Consider the following 17297-nt stretch of genomic DNA (forward strand, 5'->3'; position numbering starts at 1 on the left):
GCAAAGATTATATTTTTTCTGTTTAATGCTGAATAGGTGACATGATGAGTTAGTTATTTCAGGAGATCTATCCCTATAGTGTATGTAAAGTGCTTAAAGAGGATGTAATAAGAGGATGGCTAATTGATGTCAGAAAAGGGTGGAAAGTAGAAAAAAGCAGAGGAGAACATAAGCTTGAGTTACAAGAGGTAAGAAGTCATCTCAAGGATATCGGGTAAGAACCCTGAGATGGCTTCTTAGGATTATTATTGATAATCATGGCTGCGGCAGCAGACTTCCCGAGGAGGTCATAGCCTTATAACGCTTGAACATAAAAAATCTCCAATGAACAATCATGCCGAAGGCTAAAATAAAGAACAAACCACCGGACTGTGGAATAGACACATAACGGTTAATAAATTCATGGAGTAAAGTGCGGACTAGAAGAAGTCCGAGCAGGATAAACGCAAAGCTCTTGGAGCGTTGAGCGTAAATTTGTCCATCACGTTGTTCAAAGTGGGTGCTGCGTATAAGAGGATACGCGAAGATGAACCAGCCAATCAAAAAGGCGACTGCCGCCCACCATAATGGGAATCTGACCGCAGGTGCCACAAACATGGCAAAACCCGTCGACATACCGAGAGGTGGAATCCATATTTTTCGAATAGTAACCGGACGTGCGCTTGCTTTTAGACGAATGAAAATAACCATCAGCGCCATGAACAAAGCCCCTAATGTGGAGCCAATATGTAGAAGCGAGGGGTTTATGTTACCCATGATACACGACCTCTCTATGATTTCAGTCACTTGTATCTTCATTATAACAGAAAAACGATGGCAAAACATTGAAGTGTATTGGCTCCATCCCCGCAACAATTCCAGCAGAGGAATTTTTTCTTAAAGGAACGATACATACAAAAATCCCCGCCAGAGCATACTCTGACGAGGATTTATTGATGTGAATATTATTATCTCAGCCCAGACTTACGAACGGCTGCGTCCACTTGTCGAGCGAAGAATAAGGCTCACGATAAAGATCAGCACAACGGCACCGATCAAAGAAGGGAAGAAGTAGAAATCACTTACTTTAGGTCCCCAGCTTCCCAGAAGCACGCCACCCAGCCATGAACCGATAATACCAGCGATGATATTACCGATAACACCACCAGGAATATCTCTGCCCATAATCAGACCAGCCAACCAACCAATAACCCCACCAACGATTAACATCCATAGAAAACTCATGTTACTTCAACTCCTTCGTTTTGTTGTTTGCGATGTCTACTATTAACCTTTGTGACCATCTTTAAACCACATGGAAAAACTTACTTCTTCCGGAATGGTTAGGAAGTAGGCTCTAAATGCAGTTTCGATAATGTATTACAACTATAAACATGCTATAGTGAAAAAATATTATAAAATTATGAGTAAACCCCTATTAGTAAAGGGTAAGTAAGAAGTAATACAATACATAAAAGATAAAGGAGCCACTATTATGGAACGGGCTAATGAGGCATTGTTTTATGTAGGAACGTATAACTCTGAGAACGAGAAGGCGATTCAGTTATGTGCGCTTAGTCTTTTGTCGGGGGAAATGAGAATTCTTGAGGGTACCGAGGGAATTGAAAATCCATCGTTTTTAGCTGTGAATAAAGCAGGCAGCGTGTTGTATGCAGTTAGTGAGAAGGATCAAGGTGAGGTTTACGCATATGCAATTGATCCTGCAACTAAAGCGTTGAAATCACTTGGAAGTCGTCCTACGGAAGGTGGCGCTCCTTGTTATGTCTCCATTAGTCCTAAGGAAGATTACATATTCGTCTCCAATTACTCGGGAGGCAATGTTAATGCTTTTCCTGTAAATGAAGATGGTTCGCTTCAAGAGATGTCCGACCAAGTAAAACATGTGGGTTCAGGCATTCGTGAAGACCGTCAGGAGGCTCCGCATCCGCACTCTGTCATTCCGGACGCAAGTGGTAGACATGTGCTGGTGTGCGATTTGGGACTGGATCAAATTGTGATCTATCGCCCTGAAGAGGGCAAACTGGTAAAACATCGTGAGCTTAATCTGCCACCTGGTTCAGGTCCACGTCATCTGGCGGTGCATCCCTCTGGACAATGGATCTACCTGGCGAATGAACTGAATTGTACAGTAACGGCATTTGCTAATGATGAACAGGATGCAAATCTAAATGTTTTACAGCATCTTAGCACGCTTCCTGATAATTATACTGCCGGTAGTGACGATACAGCTTCCGATATTCATGTCTCCCCTTGTGGCAGATTCCTGTATGTCTCCAATCGGGGACAAGACAGTATCGCCCTGTTCCATATCGATGAATTAACGGGTCTGCTTGAAGCAGTGGATTGGCAGGGTACCGGCGGGCGTACTCCGCGTAACTTTGCAATTATTGGGGATAAGCTGCTTGCTGCTAATCAGAATAGTGATAATATTACCTCGTTCTCCATCGATAGTGAGAGTGGCAGATTAATCCCTACAGGAAATGAATTGGAAATGAAGTCACCTGTTTGTGTGCAAGCGTTGTAGGCTGAGACTAGGTTATTGTATGTCGTAAAAATAAGGGCTATTCCCGTATCCATTCATTTTTTCGTGAGTGGAGGTTGGGAATAGCCCTATTTTGCAAATGAAGACCTAAGGATAATAGCAAGTGATTTTTTAAAATGTATTTCGGATACCTAAATCGTAAAAACCGATGTCATCCAGCATGATCCGGTCGCCTTCTTCATCAAGATAGAAGGTGATTTCCGTCAGGTTGTCAGGATCCAGCTCTGGTTCTTCCTCTTGAAATTGTTCGAACGGCATCTCGTAGGTTTGAAATACAGCTTCGGAAAGGTCACCGTATTTGCCATCGTTTATCCGCTCTTCAAGCCATGGGAATAACGTGAACTGAGTTTGTGGAAGCGGCAGTATGTCCATTACTTCATCCAGCGTCAAGCGGGCTGAGGTATCATTATGGTCAGTTAACTCCACCTCAACCTTTGGAGGTAGTGGAACATCCATTTCTTCACTAATGTCACCATTCAGATTTGCCATAGAGAACGTAAGGCCATCTGCCCCTAAAAGAGCAGTTTCAGTACGGACACTGTCGTTAAGCTTAATGTTGTAATAAGCTTCTTCGTTTTTGCTGGCTGTGCGTTCAAGGACAACACCATAGGTGGCTTTGCTTTTTGACTCCCGGTCTTTAGCCAGCTCTTCTGACCAAGAAACACCCGATGCTTCTGCTGTTCCCAGTTCTACTGTGTTTTTGTTACGGTCATCGTCGAATGTGGCTACAGGACGATATCCCCCGCTTTGGAATTGATTGTAGTAGGCGGTATCTGGTAACCACTTCAGCCCGCTGCGATAATCCCGGAACAAGCTTTGGTATTCCTCCTTTTTATGCAAGGTGGTCTCCAAGAAAGCTGATACATAGACCTTAGCGATTTGCCGTTGTTTGTCTGCATCCATGATTTGTGCCCGATTTAAGAAGAGTCCAGCTGGCAAGGTCTGATCATACCCGCCCCAATCGCTGTTGAATTGACTGTGATTGGCGTCCGCAATATACAGCGAGCTTTTGAAAGCAGATGATCCTTGGGAATAGGAGGTACGTATATACTGCCGATCACCATAGAAATCATGTACATCTCCATCGCGGGCTCCCTGCAGGGTCAAATAATTGATGTCTTTGAGACGGGCTTGCTGGTCATCTATCGTTTTGTCCGTTGGTGCAAGCGCGATTACAGAGGTTATATTAAAGCGATTAACTGCCGCCATCACCGGATCATCCTTGAACCAACGAGTGGCATCCGCGGCCATAGCTACGGCTTGTCCTCCGCGGCTATGGCCGAGCAGGGCGGTTTTTGTGAAATCTATTTTCTGATAAAAAGGACTGCCCGGATCATCTGAAAAATCTGCTAGCTGCTCTAAATGTTTCAGTAGGATCCAAGTCCGTACTTTAAAATCATTGTCCGGAATACCGGACCAAGCAGAATAATTCAGGAAATTCTCATCGAGCGAGATCGCGATAAATCCCCGGCTTGCCAATAGTTCGCCGAGATAAGCGTACCCGCCATCAGAGTAATCTTCCATCATATGGTTGCCGTGCACCATCAGTACTACTGGATAAGGACCTTCACCTTCTGGCATCCATACGCGACCATTCAAGGGAAGTGCCTTATAATCGAAACCCCAGAATAAAGTGCGCAGCTTTGACCAATCCTTAATATAAGCAGAAGCATCGGCCGTAGAGGATATCAAGCTTGTATCCTTACCGTATTCGGCACGATGTAGATCGGTACCACTGGCATAGGTGAAGGTCTGATAAGCTAGATTACCTGGTTTTCCAGGATCGGAGGCTGTAAGTGGAACAACTTCCGTATCGTTGATGTCGACCGACTCTGAAATAGGCAGTTCTTGCACTCCGCTTGCCAGCGCAAGTGGGGAAAAAGTCACTGCCACTGTTAGCAGAAGTCCTAATGTTATTCTTTTGCTGCGGAGCAGGCCAATGGCTAATCCGCCTAGTGCTCCTAGCAGTGCAAGCACGACCGCAATGACAACCGCAGCCTCAATCTCAAAATCCGCATAATATAAGATTAGTAGAATAGCTCCAAAATCACTCAATACACAGCCTGCGAATAATCTTGGGATACGCAGTCCGGTCAACGCTAGCAGAACAGCCAAGATATTGCCAGAAATCGCCAGCAGGACAGTGCCTGCACCTGCAGCAAGAGCGATATCGGTAGGTTTACCTAATCCAGTAGGAATGCCTAACACGGCAGTACTAAAGGCTAAAAAGCATATTATCCACAGACCGGCTATTGCTGTTCTCCAAACTGCTGTATCGTAACGGTAGGTTCCCCTAATTCTTCGTCCAATTTCTTGAGCCATACGTCTGTGGAGCCGCGGTTTCAACGGCACAGGGACGTACTCTAAATCCATACCCATGACTCTCTCCCCTGACATAAAGCGGTAATTTCTCTTAACCCATAAGCTGTAGCAATAATATTACTTTATAGCATCAATAACAAGTGGATCTTACAGGAACCGACCCCATAGCTTGTATGGTGTGGTGTGTGGGAGTTTTCTTTGACATAGGCTGGAAAAAAAGGTTTGACACAGTTAAAGGGTTTCAGTATTATATCCATATAAACCAACTAAGTAGATAGGAATAATTGAAGAAGGTTCTTACCGTACGAACGGAGGAACGCCTGCATTAGGCTCGCAGACACGGTCTTAGGACCGGTTTGACCTGCCATACGTAGGCTTTCCTCCGTTCTTTTTGTGTTACCCAAGGGTTTGTCTGGTACGAAAAAACATGGGGGAGTGGAAAAGATGAAGAAAAAGATGAATAAAGGGCTTCTTGTAGGGTTTAGCTTGTTGCTGACGGCAGGGCTTACTGCTGCTTGCGGCAGCAATAACAATAACGGCAATAGTGCTAGTCCGGCAACAGACGCACCAGCAACAACCAATTCAGCGGAGGCCACAAATGCGGCTGAAGCCACCAAAACTCCATCTAAAGATCCAGTAGAACTACTGAACGTATCTTATGACCCTACTCGCGAATTGTACGAGAATTATAATAAAGCTTTTGCTGCCTATTGGGAGAAAGAAACAGGACAGAAGGTCACCATTAAACAATCCCACGGTGGATCGGGGAAACAAAGCCGTGCTGTGCTTGATGGCCTGGAAGCGGATGTTGTGACATTAGCACTTGGTTATGATATTGATGCCTTGCAGGAAAAGGGACTAATCAACGAGGGCTGGCAAAGTAAATTCGATCATAACAGCTCACCTTACACCTCGACTATCGTGTTCCTTGTACGCAAAGGGAATCCGAAAGGAATCAAGGATTGGCCAGATCTGCTCAAAGAGGGCGTAGAGGTTATTACACCAAACCCGAAAACATCAGGTGGAGCACGCTGGAACTACTTGGCGGCTTGGGGTTATGCACTAGACCAGAACAATAACGATGAGGCTAAGGCTGAGGAATTTGTAAAAGAACTGTTCAAGCATGTGCCAGTGCTGGATACCGGTGCGCGTGGATCTACGACAACGTTTGTGGAGCGTGGAATTGGTGATGTGCTGATCGCATGGGAGAATGAAGCCTATTTATCTGTGGAAGAGCTGGGACCGGACAAATTTGATATCGTGAATCCTTCGGAGAGTATTCTGGCTGAACCGCCAGTAGCTATAGTAGATAAGGTTGTGGACAAAAGAGACACGCGTGAGGTATCCGAGGCGTACCTGAAGTATCTCTATAGTGAAGAGGGACAAAAAATCGCGGCTGAGAATTACTACCGTCCTACATTAGATAGCGTGAAAGAAGAATACAAAGATAAGTTCCCGGAAATCAAGCTGTTTACATTGGCTGACAAATTCGGAACCTGGAAAGAAACGCAAGAGAAACATTTTAATGATGGCGGGATCTTTGACAAGATTTATGTGCCAGGTGCCAAATAACAGATGAATGAAATGCAGAATATGATCATTGAGATTTGTCCCGGTAGGGGCTGATCGGCTAAAAGGCCGAAGGCGAGAAAGGATGAATAGGGGATGAATGTCACCACTACGGCTGCACCAGCAGCAACGCGGCGCAAAATACTGCCCGGCTTCGGGCTGACGATGGGCTACAGTGTTTTATACCTGAGTCTAGTGGTTCTACTGCCACTTTCGGCGCTACTGTTCAATTCTACAGGTCTGAGCTGGGCGAAATTCTGGGATGTAGCTACGGACCCGCGGGTATTAGCTTCGTATCGTGTGAGCCTGTCGACAGCTGCTGCGGCTGCTTTTGTAGATGCAATTCTAGGTCTTTTGCTGGCGTGGGTACTGGTACGTTATGAATTTCCGGGCAAAAGAATATTTGATGCGCTGATCGATCTCCCGTTTGCCTTGCCGACAGCTGTAGCTGGTGTCTCCTTGACGGCGCTCTATGCAGGCAATGGCTGGATTGGGTCTTGGCTTGAGCCGCTGGGATTAAAGGTGGCATTCACTCCGCTCGGGATTACCTTGGCTTTGATGTTCATCGGCATACCGTTCGTTGTCCGGACGGTGCAGCCGGTGCTGGAGGATTTGGACAGAGATATGGAGGAGGCTTCGGCAACCCTTGGCGCAGGCCGCTGGAGAACCTTTCGCTCAGTAGTTCTGCCTGAGCTGTTTCCGCCACTGCTAACAGGTTTTGCTCTAGCTTTTGCTCGGGGCATCGGTGAATTCGGCTCCGTCGTGTTCATCTCCGGTAACATGCCGATGAGGACGGAGATTGCTCCGCTGCTTATTATGTCTAAACTGGAGCAATATGATTATGCCGGAGCTACCGCCGTTGCCCTGCTATTGCTCCTCATCTCTTTCTTAATGTTACTTGTTATTAATACACTTCAGCGCTGGGTTCGTAAGACTTCTCGTTGAGGGTAATCGCCGTGACAGCAGACGTCCGAACATGTTCAAACTTACTCGGAGACACTCGATATCTGCCGTTGATATTGAATATTCCAAGCTATCTTGTCTTCGTAAAACCCTTTAAAGGAGGAATAATTTTGGCCGGTACCGTCCCTCTCCATACCCCCCGGCTACAAAAGAATGCGTCCTCGTCCGCGACAACGGAAACCCCAATTGTAAAATGGGTGTTGATCGGAGCGGCTGGGCTAGTCCTTTTTTGGCTGATTGCTCTGCCATTAGTTGTTGTGCTAACCGAGGCGCTGAAGAAGGGCTGGGACGTATATATTGCTGCCCTGACTGATCCGGATGCCCGCTCAGCGCTGCGATTGACGCTGCTTGTTGCGGCGATAACTGTGCCTCTGAATACCTTTTTTGGTGTAATAGCGGCGTGGGCTGTAACCAAGTTCCGTTTCCGCGGCAAAGGGTTTCTGATCACCTTGATTGATCTCCCTTTTGCAGTCTCGCCAGTCATCGGCGGCCTAATCTTTGTACTCGTCTTCGGAGCAAACGGATGGTTTGGCCCTTGGCTGAGCGCCCATGATATTAAGATCGTATTTGCGCTTCCGGGTATCGTGCTAGCCACGTTGTTTGTGACGTTTCCTTTTGTAGCACGTGAGTTAATCCCGCTGATGGAGGATCAGGGTACACAGGAGGAAGAAGCGGCAATTACACTCGGCGCACATGGGTGGCAAATCTTTTTCAGAGTCACGCTGCCTAATATTAAATGGGGGTTACTATACGGCATTATTTTGTGTAATGCGCGGGCCATGGGTGAGTTTGGTGCGGTTTCTGTGGTGTCCGGGCACATCCGTGGGGAGACGAATACGCTGCCGCTGCATGTTGAGATTTTGTACAACGAATATCAATTCTCAGCATCTTTTGCAGTAGCTTCTTTGCTCCTGTTATTGGCTTTGGTAACGATGATTATTAAAAGCTGGTTGTCGCGAAAAAATGCCCATTGACATGACTTTTAGTTCCATGCTAAGTTAATTCATAGTATACTGGTTGGTAATAACGGAATTGAGGAAAAAAGGAATTTAGGCGGATATAATCCTTTGGTGAGAAAGGGAGGCTAGAGAATGGCTAAACCGCTGAAAGTGGACGATTTATGGCTTACGCGGATTGCAGGACTTCTGGATGATATGGAATTTGGCTCATTGCATATTGTGGTTCATGAAGGTCAGATTGTTCAGATGGAGCGTACGGAACGCAAACGGTTTGAGAATAGCAGTGGCAACGCAAATGGACGTTATATTGGTGAAAGCGGCAGCCGGCGGGCCGATTCTCAATCGGCGGGACGTTGATTCAATCTCTGGGCAATCATAAAGGTATATATCATCTTTTTGGATAAAAGATTATGGAGTTGTCACATAAGCCACGAAATGGCTGCTGGGGCAACTCCTTTTTCTTCGTATGCTTGATATTTGGCACGTATGACGCACCATATGACGCACCATATGACGCACCCCATCGGACTCAGTTGACACTAAACGCAGTATTATGCCACATTTGCCCCGCTAACGGACCGCATAGCCGCTATTGGCATAAAAAACACCACATATGGACCTGATTCTAAGCAATAACGTCCCTGGAGTCCGAAACCACGCTTCAAAAGCTGAAAAGGTGCAAATAACGTCATCTGGGTCCCTAGGTCGCAGGAATGATGACTGTTGAAGCAGACCGCCTACCAGTAAGAACACAGCAAGATGTCATCCGGGTTCGTAGGTCGCAGGAATGATGATTGTTGAAGCAGACCGCCTACCAGTAAGAACACAGCAAGATGTCATCCGGGTTCGTAGGTCGCCGGAAATGATGAGTGTTGAAGCAGATCGCTCATGAGTAAGAACACAGCAATATGTCATCTGGGTCCGTAGGTCGCCGGAATGATGAGTGTTGAAGCAAACCGCCCATGAGTAAGAACACGGCAATATGTCATCTGGGTCCGTAGGTCGCAGGGAATGATGACTATTGAAGCAGACTGCCTACCAATAAGAACACAGCAAGATGTCATCCGGGTTCGTAGGTCGCAGAGGATGATCTGTCTTTTTACGACTTTTACAAATGATTCGGCCCGTGGGATAGCTACATATTTTGATGACGCAGTACGTTTGTTAATAACGAGGGGCTTGGCGTGAGGCGGATACGCCCTCCATCAACAGGATGAACGCAGTAATGGCGTGCATAATCCAACCAACGATCGGAACAAAAGCTAAAATCGAGGTGATAATGCCCAGAACGTTACCCATGAATGGTTTATGTTCTCTTTGCAGCACAACAACGGCTACAGCATGAAGCAAAAAGGCAATGGCCAAAGGGACCCAACCATTAGCAATGATAAAGAGTCCGCCAATCAACGGCAGAGCCAGAAAAGCTTCATAAAGGCATGTTCCCCATTTAAACAGCTTGGCTACAGGAGACATAATGCTTCACCCACCCTTTTAAAAATATTGTTACAGATACTATTCCACACAGTCAGTAAAGGAATTCAAGAATATAATGCTTATCCCTCAGTTTCAAAAACATCCCTAGCAGTGAGCCTTGCCTGTGAACCATGCAGTCGTATATAGTGGGAACAGCAATGCTGAACGGAGGAGTGCGGATGGAAACAACTAGTAAGCTTGATATACGCCATGAACAGCCTTCAGTGGAACAGTATTTGGCGCTGAGAAAAGAAGCTGGGCTGAGTGAAATGAGTGTGGAAGGTGCAGCGATCGGTTTGCCTCGTTCTATTTTTGCGGTAACTTTGTATGAGGAGAATAACCTAATCGGGATGGGGCGGGTGATTGGCGATGGGGGATGCTTTTTTCAGGTCACAGATATTGCGGTCAAGCCTTCACATCAAGGACGAGGTTTGGGAAAGCTGATCATGCGGGAAATTAGAGAGTTCCTTAATACTGTACCTGACAAGGCTTATGTAAGTCTGATTGCAGATGGAGAAGCCTCGAAGCTCTATGCACAATATGGATTTGAATCGGTTATGCCACGTTCTCAGGGAATGTTTTTGCGTCGCTAAGCTAAGGCGAATTCATGCTGCTTTTTTAGTAGAGAGTGCCCCTTGTATTGGTTAAGGGGTTTTTGGTCTGGAAGTGGAGTAGTAGGTGCGATCTGGTTTCGATTGGATCTCAGGGGATAAATAATGTTTAAAGGCTGTAAGGGAAAAGCTATTCAGATGAGCATCAAAAAAATAATTGAGCAGAAGGCTGCACGATAATGGTCTTGCTCGTAGAATGTGAGGAACAACAAGATGGATGTTGTAATATTGGGCGCTTCAGGAACGATTGGAAAGGCAATTGTACAGGAGGCATTAAAAAGAAAACACGAAGTAACAGCTGCGGTACGCAATCCAGAGTCAGTAACTCTCGAACACGAGCGTTTACATGTCACAACGGTGGATATTCTTGATCCGGCTTCAGTAGCAGCTGCGGTCCGTGGCCATGAAGAGGTAATTAGTGCTTATGGACCAGGAGCGGGCCACGAGCTGGATCTGATTACGGCGGCAAAAGCGTTGGTGGAGGGTATGCAGACGGCAGGGTTAAATCGGCTGTTGGTTGTTGGAGGTGCAGGTAGCTTAAAGACTGAAACTGGAGAGCTGCTGATGAATACACCGGATTTTCCGGAAGAGTTTAAACCAGTTGCAGAGGCGCATGCGCAGGCTTATGAGATTTACAAAAATACAGAATTGGATTATACGTATCTCAGTCCTGCTGCGGTAGTTCATCCAGGTCGTCGTACAGGTCATTTCCGCATCGGATTGGACCGTCTTATTCTAGATGAGAATAGTGAAAGCAAGATTAGTGTGGAGGATTTCGCTGTAGCTATGGTGGACGAGCTGGAGGAAGGGAATTTTAGTCGGGCCCGATTTACTGTCGCTTACTGATATCAGACTTGCGCCGGACTTGCGCTCGGACTTGTATTTGGAATTGCCTGTGAAGCTTTGGAACGGTAGATAGCGGAAAGGGGCTAAATCATGTATCTGGTAACTGCTGAGCAAATGAGGCAGCTGGACAGCGAAACGATCCAGCAGCTGGGGATTCCAGCGATTGCGCTGATGGAGAATGCGGGAAGAGTTATCGCAGAGGAGATCATCGCGCTTTGCCGGGAGAGAGGCGGGGCAGGCTGCAGGAATGCAGCCGAAGGGAACGATGCCGGGCTAAAGGAGGCCGCGCTGGGTGACCCAGGCAAGGCATTTAAGGTCAGCGCAGATCATGCGCTGACGCTTGCCTCTGCCGCAGCAGCCGAGCGATGGTTCATCCTCGTCGGCAAAGGCAACAACGGCGGCGATGGCCTCGCCGCCGCACGGTACCTTCGCGAGACCGGCATCGCCGTCACGCTCGTCTATGCGGTGCCGCCGGAGTCGCTCTCCGGCGAGGCCGCCCTGCAGCGCGATGCCGCTGCAGCCATGGGCCTGCCTGCCGTAGTATACGGCAGGGATCGGCTGGACCTTGCCGAGTGCAGCGGCATCCTGGATGCGCTGCTCGGCACCGGCGGCGCGGGAGCCCCGCGCGGCGCCTATGCGGAGCTGATTGCCGCAGCGAACAGCAGCGGCAAGGTCATTGTGTCCGCGGACATCCCCAGTGGTCTGAACGCGGACACAGGAGAGACGCATGAGCCTTGCATTCATGCGTCAGTGACGGTATGCCTCGCGTTTCTCAAGCGAGGCCTCCTGCAATACCCCGGTGCAGGCGCAGCGGGGCATGTCAAGGTACGGGCCATCGGCATTCCGACTGCTCTGGCTCTTAACAGCGGTGTGCAGGTTCACCTGCTGACACCGGAAGTGCTGCATGCCCATCTGGGTGTCGATCTGGCCCGGCGGCGGTCACCAGAAGGCCATAAGGGAACTTATGGGCATGTACTCCTTGCTGCCGGCACCTTACGGATGAGCGGCGCCGGACTACTGGCAGCCCGTGCTGCGCTGCGCACGGGCTGCGGACTGGTGACGTGGGCGCTTCCTAAGAAGCTGTTACCTTCCGTCATCGGTGTTGTTCCTGAACTCATGCTGGCTGATGTAGGTGGCAGTGAAGAGGGAAACTGGGAGGCTGAGACCGCGTCCGAGCTACTGAAGTTAAGCGAAGAGCGAAATGTAATCGCTGTGGGACCAGGTCTTGGACGGTTCCCGGGTGATACAGATTGGCTTCGCAGTCTTTGGGAAGGCAGTGATTGCCCGCTGGTTATCGATGCGGATGCTTTAAATATTCTGGCTGACTCCGATTATAAGAGTTGGGCGCGGCGCCGTCATTCTGTAATTCTGACACCTCACCCAGGCGAAATGGCTCGCCTGGCTAACCTAACTACGGCTGAGGTCCAACGTGACCGAATCGGTCTGGCTATGGACTATGCCAAGGAGCATGGGGTTACGCTTGTGTTAAAAGGAGCACATACCGTGATAGCAACTCCTGAAGGGCAAGCTTATGTAAATACCACAGGCCATCCCGGCATGGGCACTGGTGGAGCTGGTGATGTGCTAACGGGCATGATTTCCAGCCTGCTGGCTCAGGGACTTCATGCTACGCAGGCAGCAGCTTTTGGGGTATACCTGCACGGATTAGCAGGAGAGGAAGCAGCCCGTCAGCGGAATAATCCGGCGGCTATTATTGCCGGAGATATCATTGAAGCGCTTTGAGTATCCCTAATAAAGCTTATGACAGCAGTAAGCAGAGCAGTGGCAGAAATAGGGCGAATACTGGCAGCAACAGAGGAAACCTTTCTACACCAAGCTGGGTCACTCTGAGAAGGAGTAGTCCCAGGACTCCACCCAGACCCCATAGCAGATACTCTGCACCTTGTTCCGCTGCCAGCCATAGACCTGCACCAAAACCCGTGACGACATATACAGCAAGGGGCAGGATAGGGGATTTGGAGCGCAGAATACGCAGCAGTACATCTGCTACTAACGCCGCAGGCAATCCATAAGCATAAATGGCATAAGGAATCGATAGTGGCCAGCCTTCAGGAATTCCATCGGATTGTGGAAATCCAAGCATAAGTAAGGTAATAAGGACGTAAGTTAGCCCTGCGCAGGCTAATTTGGTTAATGCGTACATGCCACTGCTTAGGCGGACAGAAGAGATATCATAATCATTTATCTTATTCATTTGATATACATTCCTCTCGTGGTGTAATGCATCAGCTGGTGACCATGTCTCCACCATTGACATGAATACATGTCCCGGTAACATACGAAGAATCCGGTCCCGCTAAATAAAGATAGGCTCCTGCTAACTCATATGGCTGTGCGGCACGTTTAAAGGGTGTATCCGTCCCAAATACACTAACCTCATCTGCAGAGTAGCTGGAGGGAATTAGTGGTGTCCATACGGGTCCGGGAGCTACGCTATTGACACGAATGCCAGAGTCTACGAGTGATAAGGCTAAAGAGCGGGTAAAGGAGACGATCGCGCCTTTAGTTGAGGAATAATCTATAAGCTCTTTATTTCCTTGATAGGCAGTAATGGAAGCAGTGTTGATGATGGCTGCGCCTTTTTTTAGATGTGGAAGTGCGGCTTGTGTCAGGTAAAAGAATGGAAATATATTCGTCTGAAACGTTTGGTAGAGCTGTGCTTCCGTGATATCCAGAATACTTTTTTGCGGGTACTGGACGCCATGATTGTTGACGAGGATGTCCAGCTTGCCAAAAGTGCGAAGGGTATGCTCCACAGCCTTGAAGCAGTTTTCCTTATGGCGTAAATCAACTTCGATCCGCAAACAACGTTGCCCTAATTCTTCAATTCGCCGCTGAGTGACCTCTGCATCTGAAGCTTCGTATAAATAAGCTATAGCGACATCTGCGCCTTCCTTTGCAAAAGCAATGGCCGCCGCTTTACCAATTCCGCTGTCGCCTCCGGTGATGAGCGCAATTTTTCCTTTTAGCTTTCCGCTGCCGGTGATCTCCGGATTTTCACTGATGGGGCGAGGATTCATTAGACTCTCTAGACCAGGCTGACGGTCTTGGTGCTGTGGGGGAAAAGCAATAGGCTGTTCCTTACATATCGTTTGTTCCCCATAATAGGGGTAGGTGGGGTTCATTTTTACATACACTCCTCCTTGCCTTCTATCTTCCGTATATTTCTATGCATGCGCCTAGAAAAGCGTGCGCTGTTATCCGGTCCTGCCTGTGTTTATAACCTAGTTCGAGGGAGCGTTTGTCAGAGATGAATGATTGGCGAAACATAGATTATCTGAATCGTGGAACTCCAGTGCAAAAAGAGGTCTATACCCTGTTAAGAAAATTAAATATTATGAGTTTGCTGGCCGACTATAACCCGGTGCTGGTTGGCACAGTGCCGCTTGGTATTCAGGTGAAGGGCAGCGATCTGGATATTATTTGTGAGGTGCATGATTCCGTAAAGTTTACGGACATTGTTAGTCGATATTTCGGAACCATGGATGAGTTTACTAGTGTATCGCGTGTGGTTGATGGGGTCCCACGAACGAAAATTAACTTTATGGCCGGTGGCTGGCCTATAGAACTGTTTGGGCAGCCGCGACCCACAGCTCTGCAGAATGGTTACTTACATATGATCATTGAAGCGGAAATTCTAGCTCAGCTGGATAATGATTTTCGCCAGCAGATCATTACAATGAAAACAAACGGGTGGAAGACCGAACCTGCCTTCGCGCAAGTGCTGGGCTTGGAAGGCGACCCTTATGAAGCGCTGCTGATGCTGGAAAAGCTTCCGCGGAGTGCTCTTTATGCTTTTTGTCATTCTATACAAGCGAGGGGATAGACATGAATTATCGAGAGATGATTGCGGATGATTATGAAGCTGCCCACCAGCTATGGGAAAATACAGAGGGAATGGGACTTAGTGAAGCGGATTCGAGACTGGAGATTACGCGTTATCTGGAGCGTAATGCTGGCTTCAGCCAGATCTGCGAGAATGAAGACGGCCGGATTGTAGGAACTGCATTGTGTGGACATGATGGGCGAAGAGGTTATATGTATCATGTTGCAGTTAGTAATGACTGCCGAGGCATGGGCATCGGGCGTGAGCTTGTAAAGCGTTGCCTCGGTAATTTACATACAGCTGGTATCGCAAAATGTCATCTGATGGTGATTGGAACCAATGAACAAGGAAGAGGATTCTGGGAAGGGATAGGCTGGCAGTATAGAGGTGGAATTATGTTATACTCCCAGGATATCTTGTGATACATAAGATGCGAAATGAAAATACTATCTAAGTAAAATATCATTAGATTAGAAGTGGATATATCACAGCAAATGTAACGGTGAACTCCGACTGCCAGTGCAGTATACTATATATGAGTTTGATAATTGCCTATTTTGCAGGCAGGAGGTCTTTTATGCGTTTTAAAGATGTGTTTTCAATTATTGGTCCGGCCATGGTCGGGCCTTCAAGCTCGCATACAGCCGGTGCGGCACGGATCGGAAGGGCTGCAAGGCAGGTGCTGGGTGAAGTTCCGCGTGTGGCAGAAGTGACGTTTTTTGGTTCTTTTGCAGCTACTTATCAGGGCCATGGCACAGACAGGGCTATTGTCGGAGGACTTTTGGATTACGCTACCGATGATCATCGGTTACCCGACTCTCTGGAGTTAGCGGCTGAAGCTGGGATGGACGTATCTTTTGAGCAAGGAACGGGATTGTTTCCTCATCCTAACACAGTTAAACTGCATCTTATCGGACAAGAGACAGGAAGTGAGCTGACTTTAACGGGGACATCCATCGGTGGTGGAAACATTGAGATCGTCGATGTGGATGGTTTTGGAGTAAAGCTTACGGGAATGTATCCGACGGTATTGATTCATCATATGGATTATTTAGGTGTTTTGGCGAGTGTTACAGAAGTGATGCGTAACGGACAATTTAATATAGGGCATATGTCTCTGGATCGGAAGAATCGCAGCGGTGCAGCCTTAACGGTGCTGGAGCTGGATGAAGCTGCTACTCCAGAGCTTATTGAAGCGCTTAAAGCGCTCACTGCGGTGAAATCGGTGAAATTGGTTAATTTAAACGAGGGTAAGCAAGATGAGAAGGGGAAGGAAAGCTTAACATGAATTTTCAAACACTTAGCCAACTGGCTGTATTATGTGAGGAACGTGGCCTCACCATTGGAGCCCTTATGCTTGAAGAGCAAAGCGCGGAATCGGGACGTTCCAGTGAACAGGAATTTGCCACTATGCGTGAATATTATGGGGTGATGAAAGAGGCTGTTCATCGTGGGATGCATGAAGATACCACTTCGCGCAGCGGTCTTACGGGAATGGATGCCCAGCGTGTAGGAGCCTATAACGCAGCAGATGAACCATGCCTAGGTGGACCCGCTGGTCAAGCAATGGCCTATGCCTTGGCTGTGTCCGAGGTTAATGCCTCAATGGGCCGCATAATTGCTACACCTACCGCAGGTTCATGCGGAATTATTCCGGGTGTATTTCTCAGCTGCCAGGAACGGTTTGGCTGGGATGATGACTATATGGTTACCGGTTTGTTCGCTGCAGGAGCGATCGGTTATGTCATTGCCAACAATTCGTTTGTATCTGGTGCAGAGGGTGGCTGTCAGGCGGAGGTCGGGTCGGCCATCGGGATGGCGGCAGGAGCTTTAACCGAACTGCGTGGAGGAACGCCTGCACAAGCAGTGCATGCTGTTGGACTGGCGCTTAAGAACACCTTAGGACTGATTTGTGATCCGGTGGGAGGACTTGTAGAGATTCCTTGTATCGTTAGAAACGGATTCGGTGCAGTGACCGCGCTCGCCGCCGCCGATATGGCACTGGCTGGCGTACGTAGCGTGATTCCTTCAGATGAAGTAATCAAGGTCATGCTTGAGGTAGGCTCAGCTATGCCAGAAAAACACCGCGAGACCGCAGGTGGCGGATTAGCACAGACACCTACCGGCCGCAAGATCATGCAGGATTTACGTAAAAAGAAGTGATT

General features: G+C 48.0%; 18 protein-coding genes. 12 read left to right on the forward strand and 6 right to left on the reverse strand.

The features are described from left to right. Window positions 1–255 precede the first annotated feature (255 nt). Window positions 256–756 (reverse strand): cytochrome c biogenesis protein CcdC, encoded by a 501-nt coding sequence (locus tag NST25_RS02190; protein ID WP_036682651.1) that lies wholly within the window; start codon window positions 754–756, stop codon window positions 256–258. A 207-nt stretch (window positions 757–963) separates the two neighbouring features. After that, entirely contained in the window at window positions 964–1224 is a 261-nt protein-coding gene (locus NST25_RS02195; protein ID WP_036682650.1) for a GlsB/YeaQ/YmgE family stress response membrane protein, read from the reverse strand. 250 nt (window positions 1225–1474) lie between these two features. On the opposite strand from NST25_RS02195, the gene NST25_RS02200 reads away from it, so the two are divergent. After that, window positions 1475–2524: a lactonase family protein gene (locus tag NST25_RS02200; RefSeq protein WP_076304330.1), complete on the forward strand. Its 1050-nt coding sequence runs from the start codon at window positions 1475–1477 to the stop codon at window positions 2522–2524. A gap of 129 nt (window positions 2525–2653) precedes the next feature. Here the strand turns inward: NST25_RS02200 and NST25_RS02205 are convergent, their stop codons facing one another. Continuing rightward, the gene (locus NST25_RS02205) at window positions 2654–4921 is read right to left on the reverse strand and encodes an alpha/beta hydrolase (protein WP_340393253.1); all 2268 of its coding nucleotides are present in this window, start codon (window positions 4919–4921) and stop codon (window positions 2654–2656) included. 387 nt (window positions 4922–5308) lie between these two features. Here NST25_RS02205 and NST25_RS02210 point away from each other — a divergent pair, with 387 nt between their 5' ends. The 4 genes from NST25_RS02210 (at window position 5309) to NST25_RS02225 (ending at window position 8712) form a co-directional block, all read left to right on the forward strand. After that, complete coding sequence (locus tag NST25_RS02210; RefSeq protein ID WP_036682645.1) at window positions 5309–6436, forward strand: sulfate ABC transporter substrate-binding protein; 1128 nt, start codon at window positions 5309–5311, stop codon at window positions 6434–6436. Between the two features lie 93 nt (window positions 6437–6529). After that, the gene (gene cysT, locus NST25_RS02215; protein ID WP_076124574.1) at window positions 6530–7378 is read left to right on the forward strand and encodes a sulfate ABC transporter permease subunit CysT; all 849 of its coding nucleotides are present in this window, start codon (window positions 6530–6532) and stop codon (window positions 7376–7378) included. 128 nt (window positions 7379–7506) lie between these two features. Beyond that, window positions 7507–8370 carry a sulfate ABC transporter permease subunit CysW gene (gene cysW / locus NST25_RS02220; RefSeq protein WP_340393254.1) on the forward strand — a complete coding sequence of 288 codons (864 nt, stop codon included), beginning with the start codon at window positions 7507–7509 and terminating at the stop codon, window positions 8368–8370. 117 nt (window positions 8371–8487) lie between these two features. After that, window positions 8488–8712, forward strand: coding sequence for a YezD family protein (locus NST25_RS02225; protein ID WP_076101319.1), 225 nt, complete (start codon window positions 8488–8490; stop codon window positions 8710–8712). 807 nt (window positions 8713–9519) lie between these two features. Here NST25_RS02225 and NST25_RS02230 read toward each other — a convergent pair. Next, window positions 9520–9828 carry a hypothetical protein gene (locus tag NST25_RS02230; RefSeq protein WP_076134873.1) on the reverse strand — a complete coding sequence of 103 codons (309 nt, stop codon included), beginning with the start codon at window positions 9826–9828 and terminating at the stop codon, window positions 9520–9522. Between the two features lie 179 nt (window positions 9829–10007). Here NST25_RS02230 and NST25_RS02235 point away from each other — a divergent pair, with 179 nt between their 5' ends. The 3 genes from NST25_RS02235 (at window position 10008) to NST25_RS02245 (ending at window position 13028) form a co-directional block, all read left to right on the forward strand. After that, window positions 10008–10421, forward strand: a complete 414-nt coding sequence (locus NST25_RS02235) for a GNAT family N-acetyltransferase (protein ID WP_081383325.1) — start codon at window positions 10008–10010, stop codon at window positions 10419–10421. A 231-nt stretch (window positions 10422–10652) separates the two neighbouring features. Next, window positions 10653–11285 (forward strand): NAD(P)H-binding protein, encoded by a 633-nt coding sequence (locus NST25_RS02240; protein ID WP_280753300.1) that lies wholly within the window; start codon window positions 10653–10655, stop codon window positions 11283–11285. Window positions 11286–11375: 90 nt separating this feature from the next. Then, window positions 11376–13028 (forward strand): NAD(P)H-hydrate dehydratase, encoded by a 1653-nt coding sequence (locus NST25_RS02245; RefSeq protein WP_340393255.1) that lies wholly within the window; start codon window positions 11376–11378, stop codon window positions 13026–13028. Between the two features lie 16 nt (window positions 13029–13044). Here NST25_RS02245 and NST25_RS02250 read toward each other — a convergent pair whose 3' ends face one another. Both NST25_RS02250 and NST25_RS02255 read right to left on the reverse strand, forming a co-directional pair. Continuing rightward, entirely contained in the window at window positions 13045–13500 is a 456-nt protein-coding gene (locus NST25_RS02250; protein ID WP_076142073.1) for a hypothetical protein, read from the reverse strand. 31 nt (window positions 13501–13531) lie between these two features. Then, window positions 13532–14431 (reverse strand): SDR family oxidoreductase, encoded by a 900-nt coding sequence (locus NST25_RS02255; RefSeq protein WP_076142074.1) that lies wholly within the window; start codon window positions 14429–14431, stop codon window positions 13532–13534. A gap of 125 nt (window positions 14432–14556) precedes the next feature. Here NST25_RS02255 and NST25_RS02260 point away from each other — a divergent pair, with 125 nt between their 5' ends. The 4 genes from NST25_RS02260 (at window position 14557) to sdaAA (ending at window position 17295) form a co-directional block, all read left to right on the forward strand. Continuing rightward, entirely contained in the window at window positions 14557–15132 is a 576-nt protein-coding gene (locus tag NST25_RS02260; RefSeq protein WP_076302335.1) for a DUF4269 domain-containing protein, read from the forward strand. A gap of 2 nt (window positions 15133–15134) precedes the next feature. Next, a complete protein-coding gene (locus NST25_RS02265) occupies window positions 15135–15554 on the forward strand; it encodes a GNAT family N-acetyltransferase (protein WP_076124560.1) in 420 nt (139 codons plus the stop codon). Window positions 15555–15709: 155 nt separating this feature from the next. Beyond that, window positions 15710–16420, forward strand: coding sequence for an L-serine ammonia-lyase, iron-sulfur-dependent subunit beta (sdaAB, locus tag NST25_RS02270; RefSeq protein ID WP_076124558.1), 711 nt, complete (start codon window positions 15710–15712; stop codon window positions 16418–16420). Then, entirely contained in the window at window positions 16417–17295 is an 879-nt protein-coding gene (gene sdaAA, locus NST25_RS02275; protein ID WP_076124557.1) for an L-serine ammonia-lyase, iron-sulfur-dependent, subunit alpha, read from the forward strand. Before sdaAB ends, sdaAA begins: the two co-directional genes overlap by 4 nt. The last annotated feature ends 2 nt before the right edge of the window (window positions 17296–17297 follow it).

The sequence above is a fragment of the Paenibacillus sp. FSL E2-0190 genome (assembly GCF_037992965.1).
Taxonomy (GTDB): Bacteria; Bacillota; Bacilli; order Paenibacillales; family Paenibacillaceae; genus Paenibacillus_AQ; species Paenibacillus_AQ odorifer.

What these genes read in the sequence shown, in the direction of transcription:
- NST25_RS02230 (WP_076134873.1), bottom strand. Translation starts at nt 9,828, where the DNA reads ATGTCTCCTGTAGCCAAGCTGTTTAAATGGGGAACATGCCTTTATGAA.
- sdaAA (WP_076124557.1), top strand. Translation starts at nt 16,417, where the DNA reads ATGAATTTTCAAACACTTAGCCAACTGGCTGTATTATGTGAGGAACGT.
- NST25_RS02210 (WP_036682645.1), top strand. Translation starts at nt 5,309, where the DNA reads ATGAAGAAAAAGATGAATAAAGGGCTTCTTGTAGGGTTTAGCTTGTTG.
- NST25_RS02190 (WP_036682651.1), bottom strand. Translation starts at nt 756, where the DNA reads ATGGGTAACATAAACCCCTCGCTTCTACATATTGGCTCCACATTAGGG.
- NST25_RS02250 (WP_076142073.1), bottom strand. Translation starts at nt 13,500, where the DNA reads ATGAATAAGATAAATGATTATGATATCTCTTCTGTCCGCCTAAGCAGT.
- NST25_RS02205 (WP_340393253.1), bottom strand. Translation starts at nt 4,921, where the DNA reads ATGGGTATGGATTTAGAGTACGTCCCTGTGCCGTTGAAACCGCGGCTC.
- NST25_RS02240 (WP_280753300.1), top strand. Translation starts at nt 10,653, where the DNA reads ATGGATGTTGTAATATTGGGCGCTTCAGGAACGATTGGAAAGGCAATT.
- NST25_RS02235 (WP_081383325.1), top strand. Translation starts at nt 10,008, where the DNA reads ATGGAAACAACTAGTAAGCTTGATATACGCCATGAACAGCCTTCAGTG.
- NST25_RS02265 (WP_076124560.1), top strand. Translation starts at nt 15,135, where the DNA reads ATGAATTATCGAGAGATGATTGCGGATGATTATGAAGCTGCCCACCAG.
- cysT (WP_076124574.1), top strand. Translation starts at nt 6,530, where the DNA reads ATGAATGTCACCACTACGGCTGCACCAGCAGCAACGCGGCGCAAAATA.
- NST25_RS02260 (WP_076302335.1), top strand. Translation starts at nt 14,557, where the DNA reads ATGAATGATTGGCGAAACATAGATTATCTGAATCGTGGAACTCCAGTG.
- NST25_RS02195 (WP_036682650.1), bottom strand. Translation starts at nt 1,224, where the DNA reads ATGAGTTTTCTATGGATGTTAATCGTTGGTGGGGTTATTGGTTGGTTG.
- NST25_RS02255 (WP_076142074.1), bottom strand. Translation starts at nt 14,431, where the DNA reads ATGAACCCCACCTACCCCTATTATGGGGAACAAACGATATGTAAGGAA.
- NST25_RS02200 (WP_076304330.1), top strand. Translation starts at nt 1,475, where the DNA reads ATGGAACGGGCTAATGAGGCATTGTTTTATGTAGGAACGTATAACTCT.
- sdaAB (WP_076124558.1), top strand. Translation starts at nt 15,710, where the DNA reads ATGCGTTTTAAAGATGTGTTTTCAATTATTGGTCCGGCCATGGTCGGG.
- NST25_RS02245 (WP_340393255.1), top strand. Translation starts at nt 11,376, where the DNA reads ATGTATCTGGTAACTGCTGAGCAAATGAGGCAGCTGGACAGCGAAACG.
- NST25_RS02225 (WP_076101319.1), top strand. Translation starts at nt 8,488, where the DNA reads ATGGCTAAACCGCTGAAAGTGGACGATTTATGGCTTACGCGGATTGCA.